Source organism: Sorangiineae bacterium MSr11367, assembly GCA_037157805.1.
GTDB classification, from domain to species: domain Bacteria; phylum Myxococcota_A; class Polyangia; order Polyangiales; family Polyangiaceae; genus Pendulispora; species Pendulispora rubella.
Genome location: CP089983.1, coordinates 6,592,094 through 6,606,726, shown reverse-complemented (window position 1 = coordinate 6,606,726; position 14,633 = coordinate 6,592,094). Strand labels below are relative to the sequence as shown.

12 protein-coding genes are annotated in these 14,633 nt (G+C 65.4%); 8 read left to right on the top strand and 4 right to left on the bottom strand.

The features are described from left to right. Positions 1–29 precede the first annotated feature (29 nt). From LVJ94_25345 to LVJ94_25335, 3 genes are read left to right on the top strand one after another with little or no spacing between them, the layout of a single operon-like run. Positions 30–1,178, top strand: a complete 1,149-nt coding sequence (locus LVJ94_25345; protein WXB10539.1) for a Gfo/Idh/MocA family oxidoreductase — start codon at positions 30–32, stop codon at positions 1,176–1,178. After that, positions 1,175–2,350, top strand: a complete 1,176-nt coding sequence (locus LVJ94_25340) for a dihydrodipicolinate synthase family protein (protein ID WXB10538.1) — start codon at positions 1,175–1,177, stop codon at positions 2,348–2,350. Before LVJ94_25345 ends, LVJ94_25340 begins: the two co-directional genes overlap by 4 nt. After that, positions 2,347–3,204: a sugar phosphate isomerase/epimerase gene (locus LVJ94_25335; protein ID WXB10537.1), complete on the top strand. Its 858-nt coding sequence runs from the start codon at positions 2,347–2,349 to the stop codon at positions 3,202–3,204. The genes LVJ94_25340 and LVJ94_25335 overlap by 4 nt, the downstream gene beginning before the upstream one ends. Here LVJ94_25335 and LVJ94_25330 read toward each other — a convergent pair. Then, a complete protein-coding gene (locus LVJ94_25330) occupies positions 3,170–6,016 on the bottom strand; it encodes an insulinase family protein (GenBank protein WXB10536.1) in 2,847 nt (948 codons plus the stop codon). The two genes, LVJ94_25335 and LVJ94_25330, sit on opposite strands and share 35 nt — an antisense overlap. Before the next feature lie 42 nt (positions 6,017–6,058). After that, a complete protein-coding gene (locus tag LVJ94_25325; GenBank protein ID WXB10535.1) occupies positions 6,059–7,180 on the bottom strand; it encodes an FAD-dependent monooxygenase in 1,122 nt (373 codons plus the stop codon). Positions 7,181–7,257: 77 nt separating this feature from the next. Between LVJ94_25325 and LVJ94_25320 the strand changes: the two genes are divergently transcribed. Next, positions 7,258–7,950: a TetR family transcriptional regulator gene (locus LVJ94_25320; GenBank protein ID WXB10534.1), complete on the top strand. Its 693-nt coding sequence runs from the start codon at positions 7,258–7,260 to the stop codon at positions 7,948–7,950. Here the strand turns inward: LVJ94_25320 and LVJ94_25315 are convergent. Further along, positions 7,913–9,625, bottom strand: coding sequence for a tetratricopeptide repeat protein (locus tag LVJ94_25315; protein WXB10533.1), 1,713 nt, complete (start codon positions 9,623–9,625; stop codon positions 7,913–7,915). The two genes, LVJ94_25320 and LVJ94_25315, sit on opposite strands and share 38 nt — an antisense overlap. A gap of 162 nt (positions 9,626–9,787) precedes the next feature. Here LVJ94_25315 and LVJ94_25310 point away from each other — a divergent pair, with 162 nt between their 5' ends. After that, positions 9,788–10,744: a cation diffusion facilitator family transporter gene (locus tag LVJ94_25310; protein ID WXB10532.1), complete on the top strand. Its 957-nt coding sequence runs from the start codon at positions 9,788–9,790 to the stop codon at positions 10,742–10,744. On the opposite strand, the gene LVJ94_25305 is transcribed toward LVJ94_25310, so the two are convergent. Beyond that, the gene (locus LVJ94_25305) at positions 10,728–11,222 is read right to left on the bottom strand and encodes a DUF4442 domain-containing protein (GenBank protein WXB10531.1); all 495 of its coding nucleotides are present in this window, start codon (positions 11,220–11,222) and stop codon (positions 10,728–10,730) included. The two genes, LVJ94_25310 and LVJ94_25305, sit on opposite strands and share 17 nt — an antisense overlap. 29 nt (positions 11,223–11,251) lie before the next feature. Between LVJ94_25305 and LVJ94_25300 the strand changes: the two genes are divergently transcribed. The 3 genes from LVJ94_25300 to LVJ94_25290 all read left to right on the top strand — a co-directional run bounded on the left by LVJ94_25300 (position 11,252) and on the right by LVJ94_25290 (position 14,593). Then, positions 11,252–12,076, top strand: coding sequence for a crotonase/enoyl-CoA hydratase family protein (locus tag LVJ94_25300; protein WXB10530.1), 825 nt, complete (start codon positions 11,252–11,254; stop codon positions 12,074–12,076). 74 nt (positions 12,077–12,150) lie between these two features. After that, positions 12,151–13,077, top strand: coding sequence for an EamA family transporter RarD (rarD, locus tag LVJ94_25295; protein ID WXB10529.1), 927 nt, complete (start codon positions 12,151–12,153; stop codon positions 13,075–13,077). Positions 13,078–13,222: 145 nt separating this feature from the next. Next, a complete protein-coding gene (locus LVJ94_25290) occupies positions 13,223–14,593 on the top strand; it encodes a serpin family protein (GenBank protein ID WXB10528.1) in 1,371 nt (456 codons plus the stop codon). Positions 14,594–14,633 lie beyond the last annotated feature (40 nt).

Sequence of the window (14,633 nt, the reverse complement as noted above, 5' to 3'; positions counted from 1 at the left end):
CCGAGAAACGTTTCAAGTCGAGGAGCCCTATGAGCACACAGGTTTCGCGCGCTCTCACGGTGCTGATGAATGGTGTTACCGGCCGGATGGGATATCGGCAGCACTTGGTGCGATCGGTTCTCGCCATTCGCGAACAGGGAGGGCTTCTCCTCGCCGACGGAAGCCGCGTGCAACTCGAGCCGGTCCTCATCGGACGCGACGCGCGCAAGTTGCGCGAGATCGCCGATCGCCACGGGCTCGCGCAGTGCACCACGGATCTCGACGAGGCCCTCGCGTCATCGCCCGCGGGCTGCATCTACTTCGACGCGCAGGTGACCCCCGCGCGCGAAGCAGCGCTCAAGGCCGCCGTGGCATCGGGCAAACATATCTACACGGAGAAGCCCACCGCGAGCACCGCGGAAGGGGCCCGGACCTTGGCGCGCCTCGCGCGTGAGGCGGGGGTGAAAACCGGTGTGGTGCACGACAAGCTTTTCCTTCCGGGCCTGGTCAAATTGAAGCGCCTCGTCGACGCGGGGTTCTTCGGGCGCATTTTGAGTTTGCGCGGTGAATTCGGTTATTGGGTCTTCGAGGGCGATTGGCAGCGCGCCCAGAGGCCGAGTTGGAATTACCGTGCTGCGGATGGCGGCGGCATCGTCTCGGACATGTTTTGCCATTGGTCCTACGTGCTCGAGCATCTCTTCGGTCCCGTGCGTGCCGTCACCGCGCGGGCGGTCACCCACATTCCACGCCGCTGGGACGAGCAGGGTAGGGCCTACGATGCCACGGCCGACGATGCGGCCTATGCCATCTTCGAATTGGGTGGCGGCGTGATTGCGCAGATGAATTCTTCGTGGTGCGTGCGCGTGCATCGCGACGAGTTGCTGGAATTGCAGGTCGATGGGACGGAGGGCAGCGCGATCGCCGGGCTGCGCAACTGCCGCGTGCAACACCGCACCATGACGCCGATGCCGGTGTGGAATCCGGATATGCCCGTGCGCGAGCGCTTTCGCGAACAATGGCAAGAGGTGCCGGACAATCAGGAATTCGACAATGGATTCAAAGTCCAATGGGAACAGTTCCTGCGCCATGTGCTGAGCGACGAGCCGTACACCTTCGATTTGACGTCCGGTGCGCGCGGCGTCGCGCTCGCGGAGGCCGCGCTTCGCTCTTCGGCGGAAGGACGGCGCATCGAACTATGAGCCCGACCATCACGTTGCCCACGGCCGAGGGGAGCCTCGAACGCTACACCTTGCGTGCCCCGCGCGATTGGAGCATTCCGCACGTTCCTGCCCGCACGCGCATCGCCTACGCCGCTGCGCACGTCGTCGCCGATCCGCTGGCCGACAACACACCGGGCGCGCCCGCCACCATCGATTGGGACGCCACCATGGCCTTCCGCCGTCACCTGTGGCAGTGCGGATTGCGCGTCGCCGATGCCATGGATACGTCGCAGCGCAACATGGGCCTCGACTGGCCCGCCACGCGCGAATTGATCCGCCGCAGCGCCGCCGAGGCGCGCTCGTTCGGCCCCAACGTGGATGCGCTCCTCGCGTGCGGCGCCGGCACCGATCACCTTGGCGCGGGCAGCCCCGATCTCGATGCCATCGTCGCCGCCTACCTCGAGCAAATCGCGGTCATCGAGGACACGGGGGCGCGCGTCATCCTCATGGCCAGCCGGCACCTCGCGGCGTGCGCACGCGGGCCCGGCGACTACCACCGCGTCTACGGCGCCTTGCTCCGGCAGCTCACGCGGCCCGTCATCCTGCATTGGCTCGGCGACATGTTCGATCCGGCGCTTCGCGGCTACTGGGGCTCGCAGGACCTGGCCGAGGCCACCGAATCGTTCTTGGCGCTGGTGCGCGATTACGCGTCTCGCATCGACGGCGTCAAAGTCTCGCTTCTCGACCGCGAGCACGAGATCCGCCTGCGCCAGCGCTTGCCGAAGGGTGTTCGTCTCTACACGGGCGACGACTTCAATTACCCCGATTTGATCCTCGGCGATGCCCAGGGGCATAGCGACGCGCTTCTCGGCATCTTCGACCCGATTGCACCTGCGGCCTCCGTCGCACTCGCCGCCCTCGACGCGGGCGATACCGCCGGCTACGCGGCCGCGTTCGAGCCGACCTTGCCGCTCGCCCGCTGGCTTTTCGCCGCGCCGACGTACCACTACAAGACGGGTATCGTGTTTCTGGCCTGGCTGTGCGGCCACCAAGACGCCTTCGTCATGGTGAATGGCGCCCATAGCGCGCGTTCCATTCTGCACCTCACGGAGGCCTTCCGTCGCGCCGACGTCGCCGATCTCTTCCCCGATCCGTTCCTCGCTGCCTCCCGCATGCGCGCGCTACTGGCCACCGCGGGCGTCGTGGCATGATGGCGCGCCTCTCGCTAAATCAGTGGACCACGCGCCATTGGACGATGGACGAGGCCATCGAAGGGTGCGTGCGCGAAGGCATTCCGGCCATCGGCATTTGGCGAGAGCACGTGCAGGCTTATGGCCTCTCCACCACGGTTCGGCATCTTCGCGAGGCGCGCCTCCGTGTCTCTTCACTGTGCCGCGGCGGCTTTTTCACGGCGTCGGATCCCGCGGCGCGCCGTGAAGCGCTCGCCGACAACCGCCGCGCCATCGACGAAGCCGCCCAACTCGGTGCGCCATGCCTCGCCCTCGTCGTGGGCGGCCTCCCTGCCGGCGATCGCGATCTCCCCGGCGCCCGCCGCCGGGTCATCGATGCCCTCGCCGAGCTCGCACCGTACGCCGCCGCGGCAGGGATCCGCCTTGCCCTCGAGCCGCTTCACCCGATGTACTGCGCCGAGCGCGCCGTCGTCTCCACCCTGGCCCAGGCCCTGGGCATTGCCGAATCGTTCCCCGTCGAGCACGTGGGCGTCATCGTCGACACCTTCCACGTCTGGTGGGATCCCGACGTGTTCACCCAAATCGCCCGCGCCGGCGCCCGCATCGCCTCGTTCCAAGTTTCCGACTGGCTCGTCCCCGTCCCGCAGGATCTCCTCCTCGCGCGAGGCCTCATGGGCGACGGCATCATCGATTTCCCCCCCTTGTGCCGCGCGCTCATCGCCGCGGGCTACGACGGCGACATCGAAGTCGAAATCTTCAACGCCGATCTATGGTCCCGCCCGGGCCATGAAATCGCCACCGCCGTCGTGCAACGCTACATCGAGCACATCGGGCCTTGGTTCAAGGTGACGATGCGCGAAGCCCCGCGTCCTTGAGGGCGGCGCGGATCGAAGGTCCGTCTCCGACGAGCGACAAGGTGAGGCCTCCAGCGGTGCACGCGTGGATGTCCTCTCGGACGCGCTCGGGCGTCGTCGCGGCGATATCGGCCGCCGTGGAGTTCAGGGTTTCGATGGGGAAGCCCAGATTGACCCGGCCAAGGATGCTGCGGGCGACACCACGGTTGGTCACACCCCGAAGCGTGTGAGCGCGCGCCGCGCGAAGCTTGGCCCACGCGAGTTCGCTCTCGGCGGAGGCCGTGTCTCCGACCCGTTGCAGCGCGTTTCGCATGGTCGTGAGGGCCGTCGAGAGTGCGTCGCGTTCGACGGCTCCTTGGATATCGAGAAAGGCCGTGCCGCCTCGCAAGGCGAAGGCGGTCGCGTGGATCCCATAGGTTACGCCGGCCCGTTCCCGCAGCGCCTCGCCAAGCCGTGTCTCCACGAGTTGCGCGGCCACGTCGTGCTGGTCATCGTCCAGGGCCCGGTGCACGGACGGCAAAATGCAACCAAGTCGCATCTGCGTCTGGGTGGCACCAGGTCGTTCCGTGACGAGGGTCTTCATGGCCGGGGAGGCCGACCGCGGCCCCGTTTGCGGTGGCTCGTATCCAGGGGGCAGGGGGGCCGCCGTGCTCCCTCGATCCCAATCGCCAAATTCCGAATGGACGATCTTCGTGACCTCGGCCGGATCGAACTCTCCGACCACGGCCAGCACGGCATTTCGCGCGCCGTGCGCCGCATCGATCCAGGCGTCGGCCGCGCCCGGACTCGAGGCGTCGATATCGTCGGCCGTCGCGGAGCGCCCATAAGGATGCCCGGCCAAGAGGCTCGCCAAGAAGGAACGGGAGGCGACTTCTTCCGGCTTCCGTTCGGCGAGCTTCAAATAGGGCAGGCGATAGTTTCGAAAATGACGAAACGAATCACTTGGCACGTACAACCCCGGAATGCTTTCGGCGAGGATTGCGAGCATCATGCCGACGTTCCCGGCGGACCCGTCGAGGACATAGTGCAACCCGTCCCGATTCAGGGTTCGATCCATCTGCCCGCCGAACTCCATGGGCGAGCCATGGGCATTCCAATGAGGTCGTCGCATCAAGTGCATCGCGACCAGCGCAGCGGCTGGACTCTCCGCCGCGCCCAACCCTCCACGCAGCATCAAATGCACGGAGGCGGTGGGGGCTCCGTCGCGTCGAACGATGGCCACCTGCATCCCATTTTTCAGCGAGAATACTTGATACCCGTTCGCGATCGGTGAAGGCACCATGGCGGCAAGCCGCTCGAGATCGACGCGGAGGGGCAGCGCATCTTCCTCCCCGAGCTGCTGGGCACCAATGGGCCTTGCGTTCGCGCGCGGGCCGCCCGGTGTCGGCATGAAGAGCACCGCCCGCGCACGATCGCGGTCGAGGTACTTCTGGGCATAATCGACCAGCGCGGTGGGCTCGATCGCCGTGACCTTGTCGTAGCTGCGTTGGTAGGTAGCTGGATTCTTCGTGAAGTGCGTCGTGAGCGCCCGCGTGGTGCCATGTTCGACGATGTTCTCCGTTTCCAGGAGCATGTTGACCACGGCCACACGCTGGCGACTTCCGAACACGGTCTGACCTATCTGCTGGGCTAGGGGATCGATGTCCTGGTCCCAAATTTCGGGCAATTGGTCGAGCACGTGCTTGAGACTTCTCTCGGGGTCGGCGCCTTCCTGAAGGGTCACACGGCACACGAGCATCGAGGCATCTTTGCCTTGCACGATGCCGGCGCTCACCGAGACGATGTCGCGCACCCCGGCGTCCCCCATGCCGAACCAGCTTCGAGCGGCGGCCGCGTTGAGTCCTTCGCCAGCCATGTCCCCGATCATGCTGACGATGTGCGTGTCCGCATCGAACGCGCGCGGCAGCGACCATCCGATCCAGATCTCCGGCGTTGCCACGGCGGCGGTGCTGCGCGAGAGAAGCTGCGGCGGGGGAGGGGGCGGTTCGGGCGCCCGTTCCGGAAAGGGCGGCCGCGGCTTGGAAGGCCGCGCGCGCAGAAGATCGGGCGGGAGCTCTTGCTTGAGGATGCTGTCAATCGTGGCGAGATCGATGTCGCCGACGATGGCGAGCGTCATGTTGTCGGGTTGATACTGTGCGTCGAGAAAGGCCTTGATGTCCTCGACCTGGATCGAGGTGAGGCTCTCGTGCGTTCCGATGACGGGGCGCGCATACGGATGTCCCGCAGGAAATACTGCCTTTTGCAGCGTTCCGAGCGTCTCGCCCATGAAGCCCGTCTCGTTGCGCTCGCGCAGTTCGCTCCGGACGACGTCGAGCTCCACGGCGAGGGTCTCCGGCGTGATCTTCGCCACCGGCATGAGCATCCGTGCTCCCTCGAGCCGGAGCAACTCGTTCAACGAGGAGGCCGGCCCGACCTCGTGGTACACCGTGGCATCGAGCGACGTGGACGCGTTCCATTCGCCCGCACCCGCGCGCTCGAGGAGCCGCCGAAGGCCCGATCTGCCAAAAGGCCGCGAACGAAACGCCAAGTGCTCGATGTAATGGGCGAGACCTTCCTTGCCGGGCGGATCGCTCGAGGACCCGGCGCCCACGACCAGGAACAAGCCGACGATCTTGGTTCGCGCATCGCGCTCCGCCACGACACGGAGGCCCGAGGGGTACACCATCTGGCGTACCGGCAACTCCACGTTGCGCATCAGGAGTCCCTGCCGTGCGGGGACGAGGGATGCCTTGCAGCCCGACGCGGTGAAGGCCATCGCCATGGCAAAAAGAACGAGGCCGGAAAAGAGAAGGTGCGCGCGGTGCGAGGTTTGTGGCCGTTTGCGGGATGTCACGCCATTGGATCGGCCGCGGCATCGACTTCGTTGCGTGTGAAATTAGGCTCCGCTCAAGAAGGCGATCAGACCGTGCGGCGCGTTGGCGTCGTCGAAGCAGAGCGCGTGGGTGATCGCGGCCTCGGCCGCGGCTTTCGAGCTTCGGGTGAACATCGATTCCTCGTACTGGGCGAGTGCGCTTTCGACGTTGCCTCGGTGGGCGGCGATGGCTTTGCCTAGCTCGGCGCCGTCGTGCATCGCGAGGTTGGCGCCCTTTCCGTCGGGTGGCATAAGATGCGCGGCGTCGCCGAGAAGCGTGGTGCCGGGCACACGGTTCCACCGATGTCCGATCGGAAGCGCATGGATCGTTCGGACGACAGGCGCCGTCTCACCCTCGGTGATCAGGGCGGTGAGCTCGGGCGCCCAGCCGTCGAACTCCGCCGCGACGCAAGCTTTCGCCGCCTCCGCGTTGGCGACGTCGATGCTCGCGATCCACGCCTGCGGCTTGGTGAGCCCGACGTAGGTGTGCAAGACGCCGTGGGCCTCGCGGTGGGCGACGATGCCCTTGCCGTGTGCGATGGCGAGCATGGCCCCGCCTCCGACGATCTTTGCGCTGGCCGGGTGGCGCACGTCGGCATCGAACAGGTACGTCTCGATGAACGAAGTTCCGACGTACGCGGGCTTCACCTCGGACAGCCGCGGACGGATCCGCGACCAGGCACCGTCCGCACCGACCACGAGGCTCGCGATCACGGTCGACCCGTCTGCGAACGTCAGCGCGTGCCGCCCGTCGCCGAGCGGGTGAACGGCCGTGACCTTGCGCCCCCACTGGATGGTGCCGTGGGGCAGCGCGTCGATCAGGATGCGCCGCAGTTCGCCGCGATGCACCTCGGGCCGACGGCCGCCGCCGTCGTCGGGCTGGTCGAGAAGGAGCTTGCCGTGCGGGTCGAGCACCCGCGTAGCCTCGCCACCTTCGTGGATGATTCGGCGGAACTCGTCGAACAGCCCGGCCGCCTTCAGCGCGAGCTGTCCGTTGTAGTCATGGATGTCGAGCATGCCGCCCTGCGTGCGCGCATCCGCCGATGCGTCGGCTTCGTAGACGGTGGCGGCAATGCCGTGGACGTGCAGGACGCGGGCGAGGGTCAGCCCGCCGAGTCCGGCACCAATGATCGCGATGTGTGTCAAATGTGCTTCCTTTCATAGTGGAACGTTGTTCCAGTCCATAACTTGGAACGCCGTTCCAGATATGTCAAGATGCGGCGATGGCCAAGGCAACGCGCGGGTCGGAACGGCGTGAGGACGCGCTCTCCCGCGAGCGGATCGTCGAAGCGGCGATCGCGCTACTCGATGCAGAGGGCGAGAACGGATTGACCTTCCGTGCGCTCGCCACGCGGCTGACGACGGGCCCCGGCGCGCTCTATTGGCACATCGCGAACAAGAGCGAGCTACTCGTCGCCGCCACCGACGCCGTCGTCGCCCGCGCGACGGGAGAAGTCCTCGTTTCCGCTTCGCCGCACGACGCGATCCGAAAGATCGCCGTCGGCGTGTTCGACACCATCGATGCGCATCCATGGGTGGGCGCACAGCTTTCTCGCGCCCCGTGGGAGACCGCGACCTTGCAGATCTTCGAGCGCATCGGGCGCCAAGTGCAAGCGCTGGGGGTAGCCGGCGCCGCCCAGTTCACCGCGGCGTCGGCGCTTCTGAGCTACATCCTCGGCGTGAGCATCCAGAATGCCGCGAACGCCCGCTTGTTCGATCCCGCCGTGAACCGCGCCGACTTTCTCGAGACGACGTCGGCCCGGTGGAAGGCGCTCGACGCCCACGAGTATCCATTCACGCGGACCGTCGCCACCCAAATGCGCGAACACGACGACCTCGCCGAGTTCCTCGCCGGCATCGATCTCATCCTCATTGGGGTCACGGCTTCTCGCTCACGAGGCACGACGAGGGAGTAGGCCTCTTTTCGAAGCAGCGGAGCTCCTCGACGGTGCGAAACGGGAGCACCACGTCGGGTGCGAGGTCCATGGATCGTCGTTTCGCCGCCACGGCTTCCTTCACGTGGCCCTGCGCGTAGAGCACGTTCGCGTACGTATTCAAACAACGCCGGCACGTCGGATCCGTTCGAATCGCGTTCTGCGCGAACTGCAGCGCTTCGTCCTTGGCGCCGACGCGCTGGTGATAGCGCGCGAGAAAATCGAGCTCGTACGCACCTGCTGCGTGTTCCTGCAACCATGCCACCTCCGTGGCCAATTCGCGCAAGCTGGCGTCGTCCGGCTTTACCCGCGTGGCTTCGAACAGCGTCGCGGCCAGGCCGAGATGAAACCTAGGCTCGTCGGGAGCCATCCCCAGAGCCACGTGCAAGTCGTCGCCCGCGCGTACGAAGTTCCTCCGCCGCGACAAGAAGAGTCCACGCCAAAAGCGCGCTTCCGCGGACTGCGGATCGATGGCGATCGCGTCGTCCAAGTCCTTGGCGGCTGCCTCCTCACGTCGCTGTTGTTCGACGCGAAGGTCGTCCGAATCGTCGAACATGACCGAGAAGGAAGCCGCGTTGCTCATTCGAAGTCGCGCCCAGAGAACATGGATCTCTGATTCGGGCAGTGTCCGGCGAGCCTCGACGGGGTCCAACGGGCGCGGCGTGAACGGATAGCGCGCCGCCGTAAGTTCCTTCTTCTTCATGTACGCGTGAAAGTCGCGTTCGAGTGCCGCTTCGGGCACCAGGCGAAAGGCATCGGCCCAAGCCTGCCGTGCTGCCCTCCCGTTCAACACGTCGTGGATGAACGTATCGTAGGCGGTTCGGTAGCTCTGGGGACCGAAGTGCAGCATGTGCACGAATGCCCAGGCCGCGAGGGAGTTCGCGACCGCGGTTCGCATGCTTTCACCGAGGGGGGCGTCGCCGCCGAGAAAGGCGTGGCGATCCAAGCTCATGATGGTCGAGATCGGCGGGAGCGAATCCGTGGCGACGGTGATGAAGTCCGGCATGGGGCCGCTCATCGACGTCTGTCGCCATGCGCTCCCAACCCGCTGATCCATGTCCTCGACAATGCCTCGAGCGACCGACCCCAGTGGAAGCGCCTCGCCGAGATGAACGGACCCCCAATCGAGCCGCAGCGTCGAATAGTACTGGGCGATGCCTTCTTCGAGAAACGGAGGAAGCCCTCCCACGCTCCGCGCGAGAAAACGATGCGTCAGTTCGTGCAGCACCATCCGGCGCGAGGACTCGACGAAGGGACCGTAAAAGACCAGCGTTGTCGATGGGTCCAGATCGAGCGGGTGCTCGGACTGCGTGTACCAGCCGACCCGGGTCCCCGTGATCGCGCGAAAGTCGTCTTCGTGCCAGAACTGCACCACGGCAACGCGTGCGCGAACGCGATCGGGGCCGCGGAAGGCGCTGTCCTCGAGCGCCCCGTAGTACCTCTCGAGTTCCGTCGACGTCTCACGCGCGACCTCCGTCGGTGCGTCCGTCAGCAAACGAAAATGCTTCGAGGTGATTTCTACCCAGGCCGCCCCGCCGCGGCTCGGCGGTATGAGCGTCGGCGGTACATGGGGAGGCCTCCCTTCACTGGCACAACCCAACAGCCCCCACGAGAACAGCACGAGCGTAACCACGCACGACCAGAGACGCGCCTTCATTCGAGTTGCCCGCGAGGGTGCCGGAACTTCGCGCCGCTGCAATGTGTTTCTTGGACGTAACCCGCCACGTGTCGAAAAGACGCCGCGTTTTCGTCACGTGCGCAGGCGTGTCGCGACGTCGCGACAACGCTTCGTGCTTTCGCGTAAAGTGCTTCCCTCCCCATGTCGGACCAAGAGCACTCGACCAAGCACATTTTGCAATCGTTGTTCGTCAATCTGGTCATTGCGGCCACCAAAGGTGTGGTGGCGGTGTTCACCAAGTCGGGCGCCATGCTCGCAGAGGCCATCCATTCGGGGGCGGATTGCCTCAATCAATTGCTCCTTCTCGTTGGGGTCAAACAGGCCAGGCAGAAGCCCGATGCGCTGCATCCGCTCGGCTATGGCCGGGTGGCGTATTTCTGGTCCTTCCTCGTCGCGCTCATGCTCTTCACGGGCGGCGGCGTCTTTTCCATTTACGAGGGCATTCACAAGATCCACGAGCCCGAGGCGGTGGAGCGCGTGTGGCTCGGAGTCGCCATTCTCGTGTTCTCGCTCTTGCTCGAAGGCTGGTCCACCTTCTCGAACATTCGCGATCTCAACGAAAAACGTGGCGCCACTCCCTTCTTCGAATACCTGCGCACCACCAAAGACGCGGACCTCGTGGTCATCTTCGGAGAAAACTCCGCTGCCTCGTTGGGCCTCATCTTCGCCCTGGGGGCCCTGGTTCTCGCGGCGGTGACCGGCGATGGACGGTGGGACGGCGTGGGGAGCCTTTTGGTCGGCCTGGTCCTCGTGGCCGTGGCGGTCTTCCTGGCGGTGGAGGTCAAGTCGCTCTTGATTGGCGAATCGGCCGATCCCGATGTGGAAAAGGCCGTGCGCCAGGTCGTCTCCGAAATGGAGGAACTCGAGCGCATCTTGTCGCTCATCACCTTGCAACAAGGGCAGGGCGAAGTGCTCGTCGCCGTCAAATTGGCATTTGCCTACAAAATGGATATCGACGCAGCCTGCGGCACCATCAATGCCTTCGAGGCGCGCCTCCGCCACTTGCGCCCCGAGGTGCGATGGTGCTTCGTCGAGCCGGACATCCCCCGCGTCATCTCCTCGCGGAGCGCGGAGAAATCCGTCACCGCTTCGGTGTAACCCAAATTTGGATGCGCGCGACGAAGACCTCCTTGCCGGAGGGATCCGTCACCCGCACCGGCACCTCGATGCCCTGCTTGTCGCCCAGCGGCGACGGCAGGTCCAATGTGGCCGTGGCCTGCATGCGACCCTTGGCCTTCGCCAGGTATTCGGTCTGCATGCTCTTCGGAATCCACCGGTGTGACACCGGGATGGTGGCCTCGGCCACGGCGCCCATCGCCAGCTCCGCCAAGTTGCACAAGGCGATCGCGTGCACGGTGCCGAGGTGATTTCGCACCCTGCGCCGGTCGTCCATGTGCACACGCACCTCGCCGGGGCGCACGGAATCGACGACCGCGGGAATGGTCCGAAAGTAGGGCGCCGCCAGCTTGAAGCCCTCCGAGAAGATCCGCTTGCCCAGACCCAGGGGAAGCGGCTCGAGCATGCGGAAATACCGAAGAAGGCGCGGCACGTCGGTGGCGTCGGTTGCGCTAGACATGACCCGAGCTTACCTGAAAATCTGGGCCCATGACGGACACCCCGAACGACCGCGCTGGCCTGCCCGTGCGCGTCGGCATTGAAGGCGAGCTCGCATTCGTGACGCTGTCACGCCCCGACAAGCACAACGGCATCGACTTTCCAACCTTGAAGCACCTCGTCGCGGCCGCCGAGTCGCTTCGGAAAAACCGTGACGTCCGCGCGGTCATCCTCCACGGCGACGGCCCCTCGTTTTGCGCTGGGCTCGATTTCAAATCCGTCCTCTCGCAGCCGCTCCAACTGGCCACCGGCTTTGCGCGATTGTGGTCCCCCACGGCAAACCTCTTCCAGCGCGCCACACTCGTCTGGCGCGATCTCGGCATCCCGGTCATCGCCGCGATCCACGGTTCGTGCTTCGGCGGTGGCTTTCAGCTCGCCCTCGGCGCGGATTTTCGATTCGCCACGGCCGACGCCAAGATTTCCGTGATGGAATCGAAGTGGGGCCTCATCCCCGACATGGGCGGGACCGTCACCTTGCGCGAGCTCGTGCCCATCGACGTCGCCAAAGAGCTCACCATGACCGGGCGCATCGTCAGCGGCATCGAGGCCAAGTCGCTCGGCCTCGTCACCCACGTCAGCGAGGCACCGCTCGAGGACGCGAAGAAACTCGCCGCCGAAATCGCTGCCCGCTCGCCGGATGCCGTCGCCGCCGCCAAGGCATTGTTGCAACATGCATGGAATGGCGGGGAAGGCGAGGCGCTGTCGTGGGAACGCCGCTTCCAACGGCGCCTGGTCGGCTCGAAGAATCAGCGCATCGCCTTGAAATCCGGCTTGGAGAAGCGCGCCATCCCGTTCCTTCCGCGCACGCGCCGCTAGGCGCTGGCCTTGGTCCATTTGCCGGATTGGCCCTAGCTTTTCCCTCGAACGGCACCAGAATCCGGCATCCAAGAATGAGTGAGCTTCGCAAAGGGGTCTTGTTCGGGATCTGCGCATACACATCCTGGGGCCTCTTCCCACTCTTCTGGCCGCTTCTCAAACCGGCCGCGGCCTTCGAGATCCTCGCCCACCGCATCGTCTGGTCGCTGGTCGTCATGGCCATCCTCATGGCCCGCCTGCGCAGCCTGAAATGGCTTCGCGCCATCGGGATGTACCGGTTCCGTCTGCTGGCGCTTGCGGCGGGGCTCGTCTCGGTCAATTGGCTCACGTACATCTGGGCGGTGAACAGCCACCACGTCGTCGAGACGGCGTTGGGCTACTTCATCAACCCGCTGGTGTCCGTTCTGCTCGGCGTCTTCTTCCTCGGTGAGCGCGTGCGCCGTGCCCAGTGGGCCGCGTTGGGCATCGCGGCCATCGCGGTGGTCGTCCTCACCATCGACTACGGCCGCTTGCCCTGGATTGCGCTTTCCTTGGCCTTCTCGTTCGGCCTCTATGGCTTCGTCAAGAAGAAGGCCGGCGTGGGGGCGCTCGAGAGCCTCACCGTCGAAACCGGGCTGCTCTTTCTCCCGGCCCTGGGCTACCTCCTCTACGTCGAGAACACGGGCCACGGCACCTTCGGCCACGTTTCCGGCACCAAAGATCTCCTTCTGGCTTCGTGCGGCATCCTCACGGCCATCCCGCTTCTCTGGTTCGCCGCGGCGGCCAACCGCGTGCCCCTCACGTCGATCGGCCTCCTGCAGTACATCGCGCCCACGTTGCAGTTTCTCTGCGGGGTCGTCGTGATGCGCGAGGAGATGCCGGCGTCACGCTGGATGGGGTTCGGCCTGGTTTGGGTCGGCCTTGCGGTGTTCGCCCTCGAATCGGTCTTTCACCGCCGCCGCCAAATGCGGCAGTTGAAGTGTGCGACGGCGGCGATCCCACCGGGATCCCGCCCCGCGTAAGCTCTACGCTTGGCGTGGTGGTGTCCGGATCGGACCCCGCGCGATGATGTGCGGCATTGTCGTGTTGCAGAGCACGTCGGTTTCTGGGGTGGATGCTTCCATCAGAATCGTAGATCCTTGGTTCTCGAGGAGCGTCGAAAACCACATGACCATCCGCCGTCTCGCCCCGCTCGTTGCGTCTCTACTCGGAGTGGGCGCCGCGCACTGCAATTCGAACCCCCCGCCGGAATCGCAGACGCCGTCCACCGCGCAACCCCAGCCTCCCGCCGAGCCGATCGCCACGGCGCCCACCCCAGCCCCGAGCGCGAGCACCATGCCCTCTGCCAGCGACACGCCGGCTTCGTCGGCGACCTCCCCGGAAATCGTCACGCGCTTCGCGCACGACAGCAACTTGTTCGGCTTCGACCTGTACCAGCGCGTGCGCACCCAGAAGGGCAACATCGCCGTCTCGTCGGCGAGCATCACCACCGCGCTGACGATGACGTGGGCCGGCGCCAAGGGGGATACGGCCGACCAAATGCGCAAGGTGCTTCACCTCGAGGGCACGCCGCAGGAGGTGCTGCAGTCGGCGGGCAAGCTTTCCAGCGCGTTGCAGGAGCCGGCGCGGCCCATCAAGTTCCGCATCGCGAACCGGCTCTTCGGAGAGAAGACCTTCAAGTTCGAATCGCCGTTCCTCGAATCCACCAAAGCGGCCTTCGGCGCGCCGCTCGAAGGGGTCGATTTCATCAAGGCGCCCGAGCCAGCGCGCGTGCGCATCAACACGTGGGTCGAGGAGCAAACGGAAAAGCGCATCAAAGATCTCATCCCGGCCGGGGTCATCAAGACGGATGCGCGTCTCGTGTTGGTCAATGCGATCTACTTCCTCGGCGATTGGAACACGCCCTTCGACAAGGAAAGGACGAAGCCGGCGGCCTTCCAATTGAGCGCCACGTCGAAGAAGGACGTGCCCACCATGCGGCGCGAAGATCGTCTGCGCTTCGTGCAGCAGGACGGGCTGAAGGCGCTGGAGATTGGCTACAAGGGCGGGCAAATGTCCATGCTCTTCGTGCTGCCCGACAAGGTCGATGGGGTGGAGGCGCTCGAGAAGTCACTCGACAATGGCAAGATTGCCGACCTGGTGTCGGCGCTCCAACCGCAAACCGTGAATGTGACGTTGCCGAGGTTCGAGATCAATCCCACGGCGTCGCTCGCCTTGGGGGAGCGGCTGCAAGAGATGGGGATGCCGCTCGCTTTCGATCGTCGCAAGGCGGACTTCACCGGCATCGCCAACCCGCCGTCGCCGCAGGATCGGCTGTACATCTCCGACGTGTTCCACAAAGCGTTCGTGAAGGTCGACGAAAAGGGAACCGAGGCGGCGGCCGCAACGGCGGTGGTGATGATGCGCGCTACGGCGATGCCCATGCCCGAAAAGGTCGCGCAATTTCATGCGGATCACCCGTTCTTGTTCTTCATCCGCGACAATGCGACAGGCATGATTCTCTTCAACGGGCGGGTGTCCGACCCGTCGGCGAAGTGAAGTAACCGCCAGCAAGGAAGGAATTTGCGCCAGGGCCGGT

Coding starts and splice junctions, on each gene's coding strand:
- LVJ94_25345 (WXB10539.1), top strand. CDS start 30: ATGAGCACACAGGTTTCGCGCGCTCTCACGGTGCTGATGAATGGTGTT.
- LVJ94_25340 (WXB10538.1), top strand. CDS start 1,175: ATGAGCCCGACCATCACGTTGCCCACGGCCGAGGGGAGCCTCGAACGC.
- LVJ94_25335 (WXB10537.1), top strand. CDS start 2,347: ATGATGGCGCGCCTCTCGCTAAATCAGTGGACCACGCGCCATTGGACG.
- LVJ94_25320 (WXB10534.1), top strand. CDS start 7,258: ATGGCCAAGGCAACGCGCGGGTCGGAACGGCGTGAGGACGCGCTCTCC.
- LVJ94_25315 (WXB10533.1), bottom strand. CDS start 9,625: ATGAAGGCGCGTCTCTGGTCGTGCGTGGTTACGCTCGTGCTGTTCTCG.
- LVJ94_25310 (WXB10532.1), top strand. CDS start 9,788: ATGTCGGACCAAGAGCACTCGACCAAGCACATTTTGCAATCGTTGTTC.
- LVJ94_25305 (WXB10531.1), bottom strand. CDS start 11,222: ATGTCTAGCGCAACCGACGCCACCGACGTGCCGCGCCTTCTTCGGTAT.
- LVJ94_25300 (WXB10530.1), top strand. CDS start 11,252: ATGACGGACACCCCGAACGACCGCGCTGGCCTGCCCGTGCGCGTCGGC.
- rarD (WXB10529.1), top strand. CDS start 12,151: ATGAGTGAGCTTCGCAAAGGGGTCTTGTTCGGGATCTGCGCATACACA.
- LVJ94_25290 (WXB10528.1), top strand. CDS start 13,223: ATGACCATCCGCCGTCTCGCCCCGCTCGTTGCGTCTCTACTCGGAGTG.